13 protein-coding genes are annotated in these 16,171 nt (G+C 65.8%); 9 read left to right on the forward strand and 4 right to left on the reverse strand.

The window, feature by feature from the left end:
- Positions 1-223 precede the first annotated feature (223 nt).
- On the forward strand, positions 224-1,744 hold the full coding sequence (locus STHE_RS17420; protein ID WP_012873923.1) for an amidase: 1,521 nt from the start codon (positions 224-226) through the stop codon (positions 1,742-1,744).
- A 476-nt stretch (positions 1,745-2,220) separates the two neighbouring features.
- Positions 2,221-3,030, forward strand: coding sequence for a UDP-glucose/GDP-mannose dehydrogenase family protein (locus STHE_RS18360; protein WP_012873924.1), 810 nt, complete (start codon positions 2,221-2,223; stop codon positions 3,028-3,030).
- Here STHE_RS18360 and STHE_RS17430 read toward each other — a convergent pair.
- From STHE_RS17430 to STHE_RS17445, 4 genes are all read right to left on the reverse strand, one after another.
- Positions 2,990-4,162, reverse strand: coding sequence for a glycosyltransferase (locus tag STHE_RS17430; RefSeq protein WP_012873925.1), 1,173 nt, complete (start codon positions 4,160-4,162; stop codon positions 2,990-2,992). The two genes, STHE_RS18360 and STHE_RS17430, sit on opposite strands and share 41 nt — an antisense overlap.
- A gap of 155 nt (positions 4,163-4,317) precedes the next feature.
- A complete protein-coding gene (locus tag STHE_RS17435) occupies positions 4,318-5,100 on the reverse strand; it encodes a lipoate--protein ligase family protein (protein ID WP_012873926.1) in 783 nt (260 codons plus the stop codon).
- Positions 5,097-5,372, reverse strand: coding sequence for a lipoate-protein ligase small subunit (gene lplB / locus STHE_RS17440; RefSeq protein ID WP_012873927.1), 276 nt, complete (start codon positions 5,370-5,372; stop codon positions 5,097-5,099). The genes STHE_RS17435 and lplB overlap by 4 nt, the downstream gene beginning before the upstream one ends.
- Before the next feature lie 103 nt (positions 5,373-5,475).
- The gene (locus tag STHE_RS17445) at positions 5,476-6,207 is read right to left on the reverse strand and encodes a GntR family transcriptional regulator (RefSeq protein ID WP_012873928.1); all 732 of its coding nucleotides are present in this window, start codon (positions 6,205-6,207) and stop codon (positions 5,476-5,478) included.
- Between the two features lie 461 nt (positions 6,208-6,668).
- Here STHE_RS17445 and STHE_RS18365 point away from each other — a divergent pair, with 461 nt between their 5' ends.
- The 7 genes from STHE_RS18365 to pruA all read left to right on the forward strand — a co-directional run bounded on the left by STHE_RS18365 (position 6,669) and on the right by pruA (position 16,150).
- Positions 6,669-7,742, forward strand: coding sequence for a sugar ABC transporter substrate-binding protein (locus STHE_RS18365; RefSeq protein WP_012873929.1), 1,074 nt, complete (start codon positions 6,669-6,671; stop codon positions 7,740-7,742).
- A 6-nt stretch (positions 7,743-7,748) separates the two neighbouring features.
- Positions 7,749-9,278, forward strand: coding sequence for a sugar ABC transporter ATP-binding protein (locus tag STHE_RS17455; RefSeq protein ID WP_012873930.1), 1,530 nt, complete (start codon positions 7,749-7,751; stop codon positions 9,276-9,278).
- Positions 9,279-9,283: 5 nt separating this feature from the next.
- Positions 9,284-10,261, forward strand: a complete 978-nt coding sequence (locus tag STHE_RS17460; protein WP_012873931.1) for an ABC transporter permease — start codon at positions 9,284-9,286, stop codon at positions 10,259-10,261.
- A gap of 40 nt (positions 10,262-10,301) precedes the next feature.
- The gene (locus tag STHE_RS17465; RefSeq protein ID WP_012873932.1) at positions 10,302-12,059 is read left to right on the forward strand and encodes a hydantoinase B/oxoprolinase family protein; all 1,758 of its coding nucleotides are present in this window, start codon (positions 10,302-10,304) and stop codon (positions 12,057-12,059) included.
- A gap of 2 nt (positions 12,060-12,061) precedes the next feature.
- Complete coding sequence (locus STHE_RS17470; protein WP_012873933.1) at positions 12,062-12,397, forward strand: hypothetical protein; 336 nt, start codon at positions 12,062-12,064, stop codon at positions 12,395-12,397.
- A 4-nt stretch (positions 12,398-12,401) separates the two neighbouring features.
- The gene (locus STHE_RS17475) at positions 12,402-14,444 is read left to right on the forward strand and encodes a hydantoinase/oxoprolinase family protein (RefSeq protein ID WP_012873934.1); all 2,043 of its coding nucleotides are present in this window, start codon (positions 12,402-12,404) and stop codon (positions 14,442-14,444) included.
- A gap of 155 nt (positions 14,445-14,599) precedes the next feature.
- On the forward strand, positions 14,600-16,150 hold the full coding sequence (gene pruA, locus STHE_RS17480; RefSeq protein WP_012873935.1) for an L-glutamate gamma-semialdehyde dehydrogenase: 1,551 nt from the start codon (positions 14,600-14,602) through the stop codon (positions 16,148-16,150).
- Positions 16,151-16,171: the final 21 nt, after the last annotated feature.

Below are 16,171 nucleotides of genomic sequence, written 5' to 3' on the forward strand. Positions count from 1 at the left end.
CATCGCGTGTCCCACGCACGCTGTCATCCCCGGTGATTGACCTGGTTCATTCCGAGCACTAGACTGCGGCAGGGACCGTTAGGAGTCGAACCTGTGGGCATATGCCGGGGCGGACCGACACCCGCGTCGGTGCCCGTGGCTGGTGCGCCGATGCGACTGCCGGCTCACCCGCGGTCGTTGTCCGCCTCGTTCTGCCCCGCAGGTGACTGAAAGGAGGTCTCCTATGGCGGCTCCTTCCTTCCGCTTGCAGGAGGCGACGATCGACGACATCCACGCCGCCTTCCGCTCCGGCCAGCTCACCAGCCGCCAGCTCGTCGAGCTCTACCTCGCCCGGATCGACGCGCTGGACAAGCAGGGTCCCGAGATCAACGCCATCATCACGGTCAACCCCCATGCCCTCGATGAGGCCGACGCCGCAGACCGCGCCTTTCGCGAGCGCGGGGAATTCATCGGCCCGCTGCATGGCGTCCCGGTGCTGGTTAAGGACCAGCTTGAGACGCGCGGGCTCACGACGACGTTCGGCTCCGCGGCGCTGAAGGACTACGTGCCCGACTCCGATGCCACGATCGTGGCGCGGCTCCGCGCCGCCGGGGCGGTGATCCTCGCCAAGACGAACCTGCCCGACTTTGCCACCTCCTGGTTCGGGTTCTCCTCGTCGGGTGGTGAGACGAAGAATCCGTACGTGCTCGAGCGCGACCCGGGAGGCTCCAGTGCGGGTACCGGCGCCGGAGTGGCTGCGAACCTTGGGGCCGTCGGGATCGGCGAGGACACCGGCGGTTCGATCCGGGTGCCCGCATCCTTCGACAACCTCGTGGGACTCCGCGTCACGACCGGCCTGATCAGCCGCGCCGGCTGTTCGCCGCTGGTCGAGTTCCAGGACACCGCGGGTCCGATGACGCGCACCGTCCGGGATGCGGCGATCCTGCTCGACACCCTCGTCGGCTATGACCCCTCGGATCCCTATACCGTCGCGGCGCTCCATGAGCGCCGCCCGGCGAATGGCTATGCGGCGGACCTCACGCCGGATGCGCTGCGCGGCGCCAGGCTCGGCGTGCTGCGTGACGCGTTCGGTGCCGACGATGATCCGGACTCCGGACCGGTCAACCGGGTCATCGAGCAGGCGATCGCAGACCTGCGGCGGCTCGGCGCCGAGGTCATCGACCCGGTGCGCCTCCCCAACCTGCAGGAGTACATCGCTGAGACTTCGCTTTACCTCCACCGCTCGAAGTACGACCTCAACCGCTTCCTGGCGGCCCGGCCCACGGCGGCGATGCGCTCCGTGCGGGAGATCTACGAGGCGGGGCAGTACCACCCGCGACAGGACCTCTTCATCCAGATCGCGGAGGAGGCGCCGGAGGTGCCGGAGGACCGGGCGGACTACTTCCGCAAGCTGGCTCAGCGCGAGGTCTTCCGCCGCGAGCTGCTGAAGCTGATGGCCGATCACGAACTCGACGCCCTGATCTTCCCGGACGTCCAAGTGCTCCCGCCGCTCCGTGCCGATCTGCAGGCCGGTCGCTGGCCGGTGCTGAGCTTCCCGACCAACACCCTGATCGGCTCGCAGACCGACCTGCCCGGGATCTCGGTCCCGGCGGGCTTCAGCCCCGACGGCGCGCCGGTTGGGATTGAGTTCCTCGGCAAGCCGTACGACGAAGCGAACCTGCTGCGGTTCGCCTACGCCTTCGAGGAGGAAACCGGGCACCGCCGGCCGCCCGAGAGCGCGCCGCCACTGCCCGGGGAGCCGTAGCGCTTCGCGTCGTCCACCTGACCGCGCCTGCGCCTTGGCCCGCTGCCGGTGCGAGTGCCCGGCTTGCGGGCCGAGGCCCCCCGTGAAACGTATGTGCGGAGACGCAGGTCGCCGTTTTGACAACCTGCGCTCGGTGCGGTTATGATGATGGCCGGTGCCCGCCCGCGGCCGCGGGGTCATGAGGCCGCCGGAGCTTCCCCTTCCGGAAGGCCGATCCCGTCCAACGCCGCGGCACGCATGGGAACCAATCTCGTCTTGCTATCCCGGTAACCGGGAATCAGCGCCCGTCCTACGCCCTGCCGGTCTCATCGACGGCTCGGGATGATCATTGCCAGACTGGCGTGGCGCGCTGCCTGCGTAGAGAAGCAATCCGGCGTGCCTTAGGGGCCGCCTGCTGCCGGCAGGCGGGATGGTTGCTGTATCGCCGGGGACACTGGGATTTCGTGCGTATCAATCAATAGAAGGGCAGGTGCTCGATGGTGCAAGCACGTGTCGGTGTCATCGGCTACGGTGTCGTAGGTGCGGCGACTGCAGGGCTCTTCGACAACCCAGCGATCTATGACCCCCCGAAGGGGTATGAGGATCCAACGGTTCTGGCCGACTGCGATGTGATCTTTATGGCCGTCCCGGTGCCGACCGTGCTGGGGAAGAATGATCTGACCATCGTGCATGAGGTGCTGGAGACGATTACGCCCATCCTGCGCCCGGACCAGATCATCGCCATGCGCTCGACCGTCCTGCCGGGCACGGTGCGCGCGCTCCAGGAGCAGTACCCGGGCGTCCGGTTCGCGTCGAACCCCGAGTTCCTGCGCGCCCACCGCGCCTTCGATGACGCGCGCCACCCGTACCGCGTGGTGATCGGGGCGGACGAGCCGGGCATCGCCGAGCGGGTGGCTGATGTCTACCGGGCGGTGCTCGATCCGGACGTCGAGTTCGTCCTGACCGACACCCGCACGGCCGAGATGATCAAGTACGCCGCCAACACCTTCCTCGCGCTGAAGATCTCGTTCATGCACGAGGTGTGGGATGCCTGCCAGATCCTGGGCATCGACTACGCCGTGGTCAAGCGTGGCCTGGAGCTCGACCCGCGCATCGGCGACGGTGAGGCCAACGAGGAGTTGACCGTGCAGCCGGATCGTCTCGGGTTCGACGACGAGTGTCTGCCGAAGGATCTGGCGGCCTTCACCTCGTTCCTCCAGAACGAGCTCGGCCTGCCGGCCACGCTGTTCGACGCGACGGCGACCGTCAATGCTGGGATGCTGTCTCGGCGGCTCGTGGCTGGCTGATAACGTCCTGGGCGACGGGCGCCGGCACGGGCTGCCAGGCGCCCGGCACCGCGATCGGGTCGCGGTCGAGCAGCGACCGGTAGAAGGAAAGCGTCTCGGCCGCGATCTTGTCCCACCCCACTTCCTGGCGCAGCCGGCGCTCCAGGGCGTCCCCATCGGCCGGAGTCGTCTCCAGGGTCCGTAGGGCGCACTGGAGCGTCTCCGTCGTCAGCGGCTGCTCGTAGGTCATGACCCAGGGCAAGCCGAAGCGCTGCCGCAACTCCGCCATCGATCCGCGCTCGGGCACGAGCAGCGGGCGACGGAACGAGAGTGCCAGCAGGGCCGAGCCGGAGTTCAGGATCTCCGTGTAGGGCAGGACAACCAGATCGGCCGCGTTGAGGAAGACCTGAATCCGCTCGTCCGGGATCAGCGTCAGGTGCGTCTGCACCCGCGGGTCCAGCGCCGCGGCGGCCCGGACCTCAGCGGCAAGCTCGGGGTCGTTGGGCAGCCCGGCGACGACGAGACGCAGGTTGGGGTCCGGCAGCTCGCGAAAGCACGTGATGAGGTGCGGCACGTTCTTGTACCGGCGGACCTGCCCCACGAAGAGCAGTACCCGGTGTTCCGGCTCCAGGCCAAGCCTGGCGCGGGCCTCGGAGCGCCCGATCCGGTTGGGGTAGACGTCGATGTAGTGCCCGTGGGGAATCACGGCGAGTGGCAGATGCCGCAGCCGCGGGAAGCGCTTGCGGGCGGCCTCCGCACTGCTTGCGCTCAGGGCGATCGCACCGTCGATCTGGTCCACGACCCACTCACGCAGCCACTGCTCCACGCTGGGGTAGAGCCGCTCGTGAGAAGCCAGGTTGTGGATCGTCCAGACGAGCCGGATGCCCTTCCGCTTGGCGAGCCGTATCAGCGCGGCCAGGGTGGCGACCTTGGTCAGCATCTCCGCTCGCCGGGTGATGCGCAGGAACTTCTCGGGCCAATGCATGTGCCAGACGTCCCAGTGCTCCAGGACCAGCCGCCGTGGCGTGAATTCGACGACTTCGATGCGCGGGTCGTACGCGGTGAGGTGGGTCGACAGCAGCCAGTTGTACGGGTTGTACGGCCGGTTACGGTACGCAGGCCAGCCGAGCACTCGCAGCGAGACGTCGAGCACGCTTGACCTCCTTACGTGCTGTGTGTTGTGTTACATACCCGATGCACTCGCCGAGGGGCGCGTGACGCACATGGGCCACGCTGCGCGACCGCGGAAGGGGTAGATGGTCGCGATTCCCACCGTATCAAATAATCGGCGACCTGGCTAGTCGCACGCTACGGAAGGGTGTAGGTCCACTCCCGGGTGCCGTACTTGGTGCGGATCAGCTCGCTGGCCTCCGCCATCTCCTCCTCCGACACCTCGTCCTCCACCAATCCGCCGCAGCGCTGGGCGAAGGTTTCGATCATCCGCTCGACGATCACGTCGCGCGGCAGGTTGGTCTGCTGGCGTAGGGGGCCGACGCGCCGAGCGGCGCTGGTGATGCCCTTGTCGCTCAGCTTCTCCTTGCCGATGCGCAGGACCTCGAGCATGCGGTCGGAGTTGAGGTCGTAGGAGAGGGTGGCGTGGTGCAGCACCGCGCCGAAGCGGCGGGCCTGGGCAGCGCCGCCGATCTTGCCGCCACTCGACGTAATGTCGTTGATCGGCTCGTACCAGGCGTCGATCCCGAGCGAGCGGAGCGCCTCGATGACCCAGTCATCGAGGAAGGCGTACGACTCGACGAAGGACATACCGGCCACCAGCTCCTGCGGGGCGTAGATGGAGTAGGTGATGATGTTCTCGGGCTCGACGAACATGGCGCCGCCACCGGTGAGGCGGCGGGTGATCTGGATGCCGTAGCGGCGAGCGGCTTCCTCATCAACCTCGTTGCGCACCGACTGGAAGCGGCCGATCACGACCTCCGGCTCGATCCGTCCCCAGAAGCGGAGCGTGGGCTCACGCTCCCCGGCGCCGACGCGGCGGAGGAGCACCTCGTCGAGCGCATGGTTGACGACCGAGGCCACGGGCATCGGCCGGATCAGATGCCAGCGGTAGGCGGACCAGCGGGAGTGGACGCTCATGCCAGTGCCCTCCGGACGGCGCGCGCCACCGCCTCCGGGCTGAACCCGATCATGGCGACGTCGGGCGCGAGGGCGGCGCGGACACGCGCGGCGATGGCCTCCTCATCGAGGTCGGCGGGTATCCCCTCGATCGCGGCAGTGATGGCGGTGAGCGCCTCCGCCGGTTCGAGGAAGAAGTCGCCGCTGACCTGGACGTCGACGACGTGGCCGTCGCGCACCTCGCAGTCGACGACCACCAACTTGCCTCCGGGGGTCTTGTACTCTCCGTGCACGGCAGGGCTCCCGGTGGTGGCGCGACAGAATAATCCGGAGCACCGACGAGGACGGCGCCCCACATCCGAGTTATGCCAGACCCGCCCCGAAGGCGCAATGCCGCTACGTTCCGTGGTTCCCTGGAGCGACGTTGACCGTCTGCACGGCCGCACTTGCCAGCATCGCCTCGATCACGAACGTGCGGGCGGCGCGGATCTGCTCGGCCATGACCCGCTCAGCCCGCTCCCCATCTCGTGCTGTCAGCGCCTCCAGCAGATCGTAGTGCTCGTGGAACGCCTCCTCGTTCCGGTCGTGCAGCAGGTGACTCATGTGGTGGACCCGTTCCACCTTGTCGAGCAGGTCCCGCACCATGTCGGCGAGCATGCTGTTGCCCGACGCCTCGGCGATCGTGGCATGGAACTCGGTGTTCGCTGCGAGAAAGTCCGCCGCGCTCTCGCGGTTACCGATCTCGTAGCGTGCGCCGCACAGCTCCTCGAGCCGCCGGAGAAGATCGGCGTCGATCCGTGCCGCGGCCATCCGCGCCGCGGGCGGCTCGAGGAGCAGGCGCACATCGAAGAGCTCGTTGACGTGTTTGAGCGTGATCGGTGCGATCACGTGCCGGTTGCGCGATAGCCCGTGGATCAGCCGCTCCTGGTAGAGCCGCTTCAGGGCCGTCCTTACCGCCGCGCGCCCGACCCCGAATCGGGCACCAAGCTGCTCTTCGGTCACCTGCTGCCCCGGCTCGAGCTCGCAACGGATGATGCTGCGTTTGATTGCGTGATACGCCTCCTCAGCCAGCACACCACTCTCACGGGACGTTGAGCGGCGCCCTGGGCCGTTCACCGGTTGAGCCATCGTCCCTCCATGTCTCCAGGTTGCATAAATCTACACGGTTTCTCCGGCTTCGTGAAGGGTTCCCCCTGCAGAACAGTGGTGTGGTGCGATTGTGCGACGAGATCTTGGACGTCGCTATGTCGGCTGCTGGGCGACAAACGATCTAGATTAGGCGCCTACTATAGCGTACTTCGGCGCCAAAAACTATTGACAGAGGAGCCTGACTCTGCTAGGCTGCGCTCAGTTCGTCGATAACTCGTCCCGGAAGACCGTGTCAGGCTCTACCAAGCGTTCTTGCGCGTCGTCGGTGTGACTCTGCGAATCGGCCGTACTGCTGAATGTTGGACGGTCGGGTTTCTGCGTAAGGGGCACGCTGAGACGGCGCGGGAGACCTAGAGGGGATGACTCTGGGTGTCGAGGCCTACCCGGTGGCTACGGGCAGAGGGCGAGTCGGGCAGTGGAGGAGGTTAGGAGGAGTCGGGATGACGCAGTTCAGACGGCATCTGCAAGTACTCATGCTGTTAGCTGTCGCGGTCCTGGTGATCGCGTGTGGCGGGAGTGGGACAACACCGACGCAGAGCGCGAGCGGCGCGGAGACGACGCCCACCGAGTCGGCATCGGGCACACCAGAGGGTGGCGAAGAGCCGGTTCGGATCGCGATGTTCCTCGCCTCAGCCGCGAATGCCTACGCGCAGGCACAGCTCGAAGGCGCGCAGGAGGTCGCGGCTCAGATGAATGCGACGATCGACAGTTTCGATGGTCAGTTTGATTCCCAGCGCCAGTACACCCAACTCCAGGATGCGATTGCATCCGGGAAGTACGATGCTTTTGTGATCTCCCCCAATGACGGCAATGCTCTCCTTCCGGTCACAGAGGAAGCGGTCGCCGCGGGTATCGTGATCGGTTGCATCCTGGCCCCGTGCGGATCGAGCTTCGAAACGCTCGAACCGCAGGTAGAAGGTCAGGTCGTCTTCGCCGGCATCCCGTTCTTTGAGAACGGCGCGCAGATCGCTGAGCTTGTCGTGCAGGCGTGTGAGGGCAAGGATCCGTGCAAGGTTGCCTATATGCCCGGCGCGCCGGAGTTGCCGCTCGAGACGGCTCGTCTCCAGGGCTTCAATAGCGTCATCGAGCAGCATCCCCATATCCAGGTGATCCTGACCTCAGCAGGTGGCTACCTGGCGGAGTCCGCACTGCCCGTCGCACAGGATGTGCTGCGCGCGAACCCCGACATCGCTGTGTTCGCCTCGAGCGGTGACCAGATGATCAATGGTGTCGAGCAGGCGGTCAAGGACGCGGGCCTGGAGGGCAAGGTGGCGCTGGTCGGCAACGGCGGCACCAAGTCGGCGGTGCAGGCAGTGCGCGAAGGCCGCTGGTTCGGGACCGTGGCTGGGTACCCACGGTCTGAGGGGAAGCTCGCAACCGAGTACGTCATCCGGGCTGTCCGAGGTGAAGATGTCACGCCGCGTGGCTTCGGCTCCGAGGATCTGGGTGCCGGCATTGGGCCTCTTATTACGCAGGACAACGCCAACGACTTCGAGGCGGAGTGGGAAGGCTAGCGCGAGATGAGCGCGACGCGCCAGCCGCACGTCGAACTGGCGCATATCGGGAAGCGCTTCCAGGGCGCCCGGGCGCTGCACGACGTGTCGCTGACCATCGAGCTTGGCTCGATCCATGCCCTCGTAGGGGAGAACGGGGCAGGTAAGTCCACGCTCGGGAAAATCATCGCCGGTGTCATCCAGCCGGACGAAGGAAGCATGAAGCTGATGGGGCGACCGGTGACCTACCGGTCGCCCCGCGAAGCCCTGGCGGATGGGGTCACGGCCATCCAGCAGGAGATCGCCCTCGTGCCGCAGCGCACCGTCCTCGACAACGTCTTCCTCGGCATGGAAGAGGGATGGCGGGGCCTCGTCGACCGGCGCGCGATGTTGCGTCGGTTTGAGGAGCTGAACGAGAGTTCAGGGTTCGCCCTGGACCCAGATGCCCTGGTGTCCACGCTGAGCATCGCCGAGCAGCAGAAGGTCGAGATTATGCGGGCGCTGGCGCGGAACGCCCAGCTCATCGTGATGGATGAGCCCACCGCGCGGCTGTCGGCCGCTGAGGCGCGCAAACTGATGGACATCATCCGAGATCTGCGTGCCCGCGGGGTGACCATCGTCTACGTCTCGCACTTCCTCCAGGAAGTCCTGTCGATCGCAGACACGGTCACCGTGCTGCGCAACGGGGAACACGTGCAAACGACCCCGGCATCCGACCAGACACCGGATAGCCTCGTGACCGCGATGTTGGGGCGTCCGGCGTCCACGGCCTTCCCCGAGAAAGTGCTTCCGCCAGCCGATGCGCCGTGTGTCCTCTCGGTGCGCGGCTTGACCCGTGCCGGTGTCTTTGAGGACATCTCCTTCGATCTCCATGCTGGAGAGATCCTCGGGCTCACTGGTCTGGTCGGCAGCGGGCGGTCCGAGGTCGCTCGCGCGATATTCGGGGCCGATCGCTACGATGCCGGCACCATCGAGCTCGAAGGACGGCCCCTGCGGATCCGCTCCACCAGTGATGCGGTCAGTGCCGGTCTGGCGATGGTGCCGGAGAGCCGAAAAGATCAAGGGCTCCATATGCGGCTACCCATTCGCCACAACGTCACGCTGCCGCACCTCCCGAAGGTTAGCCGGGCCGGTGTTCTCGACCTTGTCCGGGAACGGACAGCGGTCCAAGGCCTCCTGGAACGGCTCGATGTGAAGCCAGCCCGGCCGGGATCGCTGGTGAGCCGGCTGTCGGGCGGGAACCAGCAGAAGGTTCTCTTCGCAAAGTGGCTCTTCGAGGAACCACGGGTGTTGCTGCTCGATGAGCCGACACGTGGCGTCGATGTCGGCGCCAAGCGGGCGATCTACGAGCTGGTGGCCTCGCTCGCCGCGAAGGGAATGGCGGTTCTCTTGATCTCGTCCGAGATTGAGGAAGTGCTCGGGCTCGCCCATCGTGTCCTGGTCATGCGACGTGGCCGCATCGCGGCGGAGTTTGACAGCGGGCAGATGGCAGAGGAGCCGATCCTCCGGGCCGCGTTTGGTTCGGCAGAGGCGAGCTCGACGCGAGAGGTGGCATAACGGCTATGCAGAGCACCGGGGAACAACTCGTTCGCCCGAAATCGCGCGTGCAGCGCGTCGGCGTCGAAGTCGTCCGCGACTACGGGGTAGTCGCGGCCTTCGCGCTGCTCTTTATCATCCTGAGCCTGGCGTCGCCGGCGTTCTTGTCGACGCGCAACTTGCTGAACATCCTGGATCAGTCCGCACCGGTGGCGATCATCGCCTGTGCCGGGACGCTCGTCATCATCGCCGGCGGCTTCGACCTGTCGGCCGGAGCGGTCTTCGCTCTCTCCGGCGTCATCGCCGCAAAGGTTGCGAACGCGGTCGATCCCGTCGTGGGCATGCTGGCGGCGCTCGTGGTCGCGACGCTCCTCGGGGTTTTCAATGGACTGCTAGTGGCCGGACTCCACATCAATCCGTTTGTCGCAACCTTCTCCTCCGCCATGATGATCCGGGGACTCGCGGTCGTCATCACCGGTGGATTCCTCGTGACGGTGACGGACCCGGCCTACACCGTGATTGGCCGAAACTCACTCTTTTCGGTCAAGTACTCGGTGTACATCTTGGCGGCGTTCGCTGCGGTCTGCTGGTTCCTGCTGGTACGTACCAAACTCGGTCGTCATATCTACGCAGTCGGCGGGAATCCTGAAGCAGCGCGGCTGTCCGGTATCCGGGTGGGGTGGATCCGTGTGCTCACCTTCGCGATCAGCGGCTTTGCAGCCGGACTGGCTGGCCTGATCGCCTCCTCCCGCGTCGCGACAGGTCAGGCGGATGCGGGCACCCTCATCGAGTTCACCGCCATCGCCGCTGTGGTGATCGGTGGGACGAGCATCATGGGTGGAGAAGGGACCATCTGGCGCACCGTGGTCGGCGTTCTCCTCCTGGCCCTCATCGGCAACGGGTTCAATATGCTGAGCGTCAACCCCTTCTATCAAGACATCGTCAAGGGCGCCATCATCGTGCTTGCGGTGGCGTTTGATGCGTGGTCGAAGCGGAGAGCGTAAGTCTCCCGTCTCGGTTCAAGGATGTCAGTCTGGGAAGGACATGCGTGTGTCGGAGCGGAAAGGGCCGGATCCGGTTACGACAGAGATCATCAGGAACTACTTCCTGTCAGCCGCGCAGGACATGAACGCGACGCTGATTCGGTCGTCGTATACCCCGGTGATCTACGAAGGATTGGACTGCGCGGTCGCCATCCTCGATGAGAATGCCGACGTTCTCGGCCAAGCAGCGGGGGTGCCGCTGTTCGTCGGCAACCTTGAGGTGTGTGTCAAGTTGACCACAGAGATGTACGGCCGGGACATCTATGAACCGGGCGACGTCTATTACATGAACGACCCGTACCTGCAGGGGACACACCTCAACGACGCCACGATCTTCAGTCCTATCTTCATCGACGACGAGCTTGTCGGCTTCGCCGCAACCCGGGCGCACTGGCTTGATGTCGGTGGCAAAGATCCTGGCGTCACGATGGACTCCACGGAGGTCTATCAGGAGGGCGTGCGCTGGCCACCGACGAAGATCTACTCTCGCTACCAGCCGCGAGAAGACATCATCGAGTTGCTCCGGCGAAATAGCCGGTTCAGCTACTCACTTATCGGTGACATGAACGCGCAGATCGCCGCCTGCCGCACCGGCGAAGAGCGCTTCAAGGCTGTCGTTGAACGCTTCGGGCTGGAGACAGTGCGGGCGGCGCGGGATGAGATCTTCCGCCAGTCGGCTGAGCTGGATCGTGAGGCGATTCGCGCCATTCCGGATGGGGTCTACGAGGCCGAGGGTTGTCTGGATAACGACGGAATCTCCGATGACCCGGTGCCGGTCAAGGTGCGAGTGACGATCGACGGCGACCGGATGCACGTGGATCTTTCGGGTTCGGCTCCCGCGACGCGGGGACCCATTAACTGCGGCTTCGCGCAGACCATCTCCGCGACGCGCATGGCGTATCGGTTGCTGATCCACCCCGATCGCCCCGTCGATGGCGGGACGTTCCCCACGCTGACCGTCTACGCGCCGGAGGGCTCGATCTTCAACGCGCAGGAACCGGCTGCGTGCCAGTGGTACTTCACTCCGCTCGGGCTGATGACCGACCTGTTCATCTCGGCGCTCGCCCCTGCCATCCCCGACAAGGTGGCTGCGGCTCACTATGGTGACTCGATGGTGGTGACCATTGCAGGGCGCGACCCACGCCGTGGCAACGCCCCCTTCCTGACGATCGAGCCGACCGCTGGTGGTTGGGGCGGCTACAAGGGTGGTGATGGCCAGGACGTCCTCATCAACAACGTCAACGGCGCCTTCCGTGACTTCCCGGTTGAGGTCTGGGAGACCAAGTACCCGATCCAGATCGGTTCATATCGCATCCGGCCTGATACGGGTGGTCCGGGCAAGTGGCGCGGTGGTTGTGGGGTATCGCGGGAATATCGCTTCGAGACGGACGCCCACGTCTATCTCTGGTTCGAGCGCTCCAAGACCCCTGCCTGGGGACTCTTCGGCGGCGGGACAGCCGTGGGGCCGGAGAACATTTTCATCGGTAGCCGGAACGAGCGTCGGCTCAAAGGGAACGCCCTGGCGGTCAAGGCGGGTGACGTGATGGTGCTCAACACCGGCGGTGGCGGTGGCTATGGCGACCCGCTCGAGCGTGACCCAGAGGCGGTGCGCGCGGACGTCATCAATGGGTACGTCACGCGCGAGGGTGCGGCCCGGGACTACGGCGTCGTCCTTACCGATACCCTCGAGATCGACGAGGAGGCGACAGCCCGTCGGCGCGCTGAGATGGCCCGCGCCCGTGACGCGGTGGAGGGCTAACGATGATCCGGCTGACGGTCCTGTACAACCTACCGCCGGAGACGGACGAAGAGGAATTCCTGGCGTGGCGCCTGGGCGAGCACCAGGAGAGCAATATGTCGATGCCTGGCGTCATCGCGTCGTCCTTCTACCGAATCTATGGGACGTGGACCGGGGATCCTCCGCCCTATCGCTTCATGACTACCGTGGACTGGCCTGATCGGGAGAGCTTCGGGCGCGGGTTCTTTGACCCACACGTGCAAGCCAAGCTCCGCGACGATGTCCAGCGCATCCGTGACGCGGTCTTCCTCATCTCCGAGGAATTGGCAAGCGGTTCCGTATCCGAGAGCAGGGAGTAGCGGCGTGAGTAGGTACAAGGTTTCGATTGATATCGGTGGTACGTTCACTGACCTGGTCGTCCACGACGAGGTCGGGGGACGGGCCTTCACGGGCAAGGTGCTCAGCACGCCGCACAATCCGGCGGAGGGTGTCATAACCGGGTTGACCACGGTGCTGGATGACCCACGTGAAATCGGCTTCCTGGTGCACGGTACCACGGTCGGCCTCAATGCGTTCCTCGAGCGGCGGGGGGCCCGTGTCCTGCTCATCACGACCGAAGGATTCAAGGACGTCTACACGATTGCTCGTGGTGACCGCAAAGAGCTTCGTGCGCTCCGTTATCGCAAGCCGACCCCGCTGGTGCCTCCGAGCGACATCCACACTGTTCGCGAGCGCATTCGCTGGGATGGGACGGTGCAGGAGCCGCTGCACACGGAGGATCTCGAGCCGATCATCGAAAAGATCCAAGCAGAGGGAATCCGAGCGGTTGCTATCTGCTTCCTGCACTCCTACGTCAACCCGGAGCACGAACTTGCCGTCCGGGAGATCTTGACCCAGCGCCTGCCGGGCGTTTCGGTCTCCCTCTCCCATGAAATCGCCCGGGAGTGGCGTGAGTACGAGCGAACGTCGACCGTCGTGCTGAATGCGTACATCGCGCCGCCGATTGAGAACTATCTGGAGAGCCTGGAGCGGCAGATCGCCGAGCGCGGGGTGCAGAGCCGCCTCTACGTGATGCAGTCGAACGGCGGGGTGATGACCTCGGCGGCGGCGCGGCAGACCCCGATCCAGACCCTCCTGTCCGGGCCAGTGGGCGGCACCATCGGTGGGAAGGCGTTGAGCGAGGCGCTGGGACGGCCGAACCTGCTCTGCGTCGACATGGGCGGTACCTCCTTTGACGTGAGTCTGATCGTCAATGGCGAGCTGTCGGTCTCGACGGAGACGGTGCTGGAGGGCCTGCCGGTACTGATGTCGATCGTCGACATTCACACGATCGGTGCCGGTGGTGGCTCCGTTGCCTGGCTGGAAGCCGGGGCTTTGCGCGTTGGCCCGCGGAGTGCCGGTGCGGATCCAGGGCCGGCGTGCTACGGCAAGGGCGGCACAGAGCCTACGGTTACGGATGCCAATCTCTTCCTCGGTCGGATCAACCCCGGGTACTTCCTCGGGGGTAACATGACGCTGGACTACGACGCCTCTGCCCGGGCGATCGGGCGGCTCGCGGATAGCCTCGGCATGACGAGCGAGGCGCTGGCGGAGGGGATTCTGGCGATCGTCAATGCCAAGATGGCCGACGCCATGCGCACCCTTACCGTCAAGCGGGGAATCGACCCCCGGGACTTTTCGGTACTGGCGTTCGGTGGGGCCGGTCCCATGCATGCCGCCGCGCTCGCCGACGAGCTGGAGATCAGCGAGGTGATCGTTCCCTGGGCTCCCGGAACCTTCTCGGCGTGGGGCATGCTCCACACCGACGTCAGGCACGATCTGGTCCGCACGTTCTACTCCGCGCTCGACAGCACATCGCCGGAACAGATTGACGACGTCTTCACCGAGTTGGAAGCGCAGGGGCGCGCGATTCTCGAAGAGGAGCATGTGCCCGAAGATCGCATGCGCTTCATCTACTCCGCGGACATGCGCTACGTCGGCCAGGAGTACTTTGTCAACATCCCCGTGGAGCGGGGGAACGGATTCTCACAGGCCGACATCGCGCGGATGACAGAGCTTTTCCACTCGACCTACCGCACGCGGTACGGTCATGCGACACCCGGCGCGCCGTTGGAGATCGTCAATCTACGTGTGGCCGCGCTCGGCTTGCTGGCAGGCCGCGTCCAGGGCTTCCAGCCCCAAGAGGAAACGGAGCTTGTACGCGAGACACGCAAGGTCATCTTCGATGGCGAGCCGGTTGATACGCTGATCCTCCGCCGTGATGTCCTGCCTATCGGGGCCACCTTTGAAGGCCCGGCTGTAGTGGAAGAGCAGACTGCGACGACGGTGGTGCCACCGAATTGGGCGGGTCACGTTGATCACCTCGGCAACCTCATCCTCCGGCGGAAGCGTCCGGCGGAGCGGTAGGCGAAGACGGCTCATAGCTCGTCTCCGGGGACAGATCGACGCAGTCCGAGTACGCTTTAGTCGTAAGCGCCTCGTCTTGGGCGCCTACCGTACAGGCGTGACGGACGAGGCAACGACTGCGTACTGGTACCTGGATGAGAGGATGTGGTCAAGCGATGCGCGGACCGTTTCAGAATGAGCCAGCATTGGATTTCTCCCTCCCGGAGAATCGCGCGGCGATGCGGGCGGCGCTGGAGCAGGTGAAGAGCCAGCTCGGGCAGCGCTATCCCATCGTCATCGGCGGTGAGCGGCGGGAGACGGGCGAGTGGATCCGCTCGGTCAACCCGGGTCACCCGGATCAGGTCGTGGGCCTGGTCGCCAAGGCACGGGCGGCCGACGTCGAGGATGCGGTGGCAGCGGCGGAGGCCGCGTACCAGGAGTGGCGGCGGATGCCGGCCAGCGGGCGCGCCAGCGTGCTGTTCCGCATGGCGGCGATCATCCGGCGGCGCAAGCTGGAGCTGGCGGCCTGGATGGTCTACGAGCTCGACAAGCCCTGGGATGAGGCCGAGGGCGAGGTCTGCGAGGCGATTGACTTCCTGGAGTGGTACGGGCGGCAGGCGCTGGAGCTGGCGCAGCCGGTCCAGTTGAGCCACATCCCGGAGGAGGCCGTTCAGCTCTACTGGGTGCCGCTGGGCGTCGGCGTGATCATCCCGCCGTGGAACTTCCCCTGCGCCATTCTGACCGGGATGACGATGGGCCCGGTCGCGGCGGGCAACACGGCGATCGTCAAGCCGGCCAGCAACACCCCGGTCATCGGCTACAAGATGTTCGAGATCATGGAGGAGGCCGGCGTCCCGGCGGGCGTGGTCAACTTCCTCCCGGGCAGTGGTGCCGAGGTGGGCGACGCGCTCGTCGACCACCCGCGGGTGCGCTTCGTCAACTTCACGGGCTCAAAGGACGTGGGCGTCCGCATCTACGAGCGGGCGGCCCGGGTGCAGCCGGGGCAGCGGTGGCTCAAGCGGGTCGCGGCCGAGATGGGCGGCAAGGACGCAATCATCGTCGATGCCGATGCTGACCTGGCCGACGCAGCGCAGGGCATCGTCGCGTCCGCCTTCGGCTTCTCCGGCCAGAAGTGCTCGGCCTGCTCGCGCGCTATCGTCCACGCCGACGTCTACGACGAGATCGTGGAGCGCGTCGTGGCGCTGACGCGGGAGACGGTCAAGGTCGGCTCCGGCGAGAGCGGCGAGGCAACCGTCTGCGCCGTGGTCGATGAGAAGCAGTACCGCACGATCCTGAACTACATCGAGATCGGCAAGCAGGAGGGGCGCCTGGTGCTCGGCGGTGAGCCGGCCGAGGGGCCGGGCTACTACATCCAGCCGACGATCTTCGCCGACGTCCCGGCCGATGCTCGCATCGCCTGCGAGGAGATCTTCGGCCCGGTGCTGGCGATCGTGAAGGCGAAGGACTTCGACGAGGCGCTGGCCATCGCGAACGCGAGCGAGTACGGCCTGACCGGGTCGGTCTACTCGCGGAACCGGGCCCACCTGGAGCGGGCACGGTTCGAGTTCGAGGTGGGCAACCTCTATCTAAACCGGAAGTGCACCGCGGCACTGCAAGGGGTGCATGGCTTCGGCGGGATGAAGCTGAGCGGGACGAACACCCGAGCGGGTGGTCCCGACTACCTGCAGCACTTCATGGAGTTGAAGTCGGTCGGCGAGCGGCTCTAGCTCGATAAAGCGAGAAAGGGT

The sequence above is a fragment of the Sphaerobacter thermophilus DSM 20745 genome, from assembly GCF_000024985.1.
Lineage (GTDB): Bacteria > Chloroflexota > Chloroflexia > Thermomicrobiales > Thermomicrobiaceae > Sphaerobacter > Sphaerobacter thermophilus.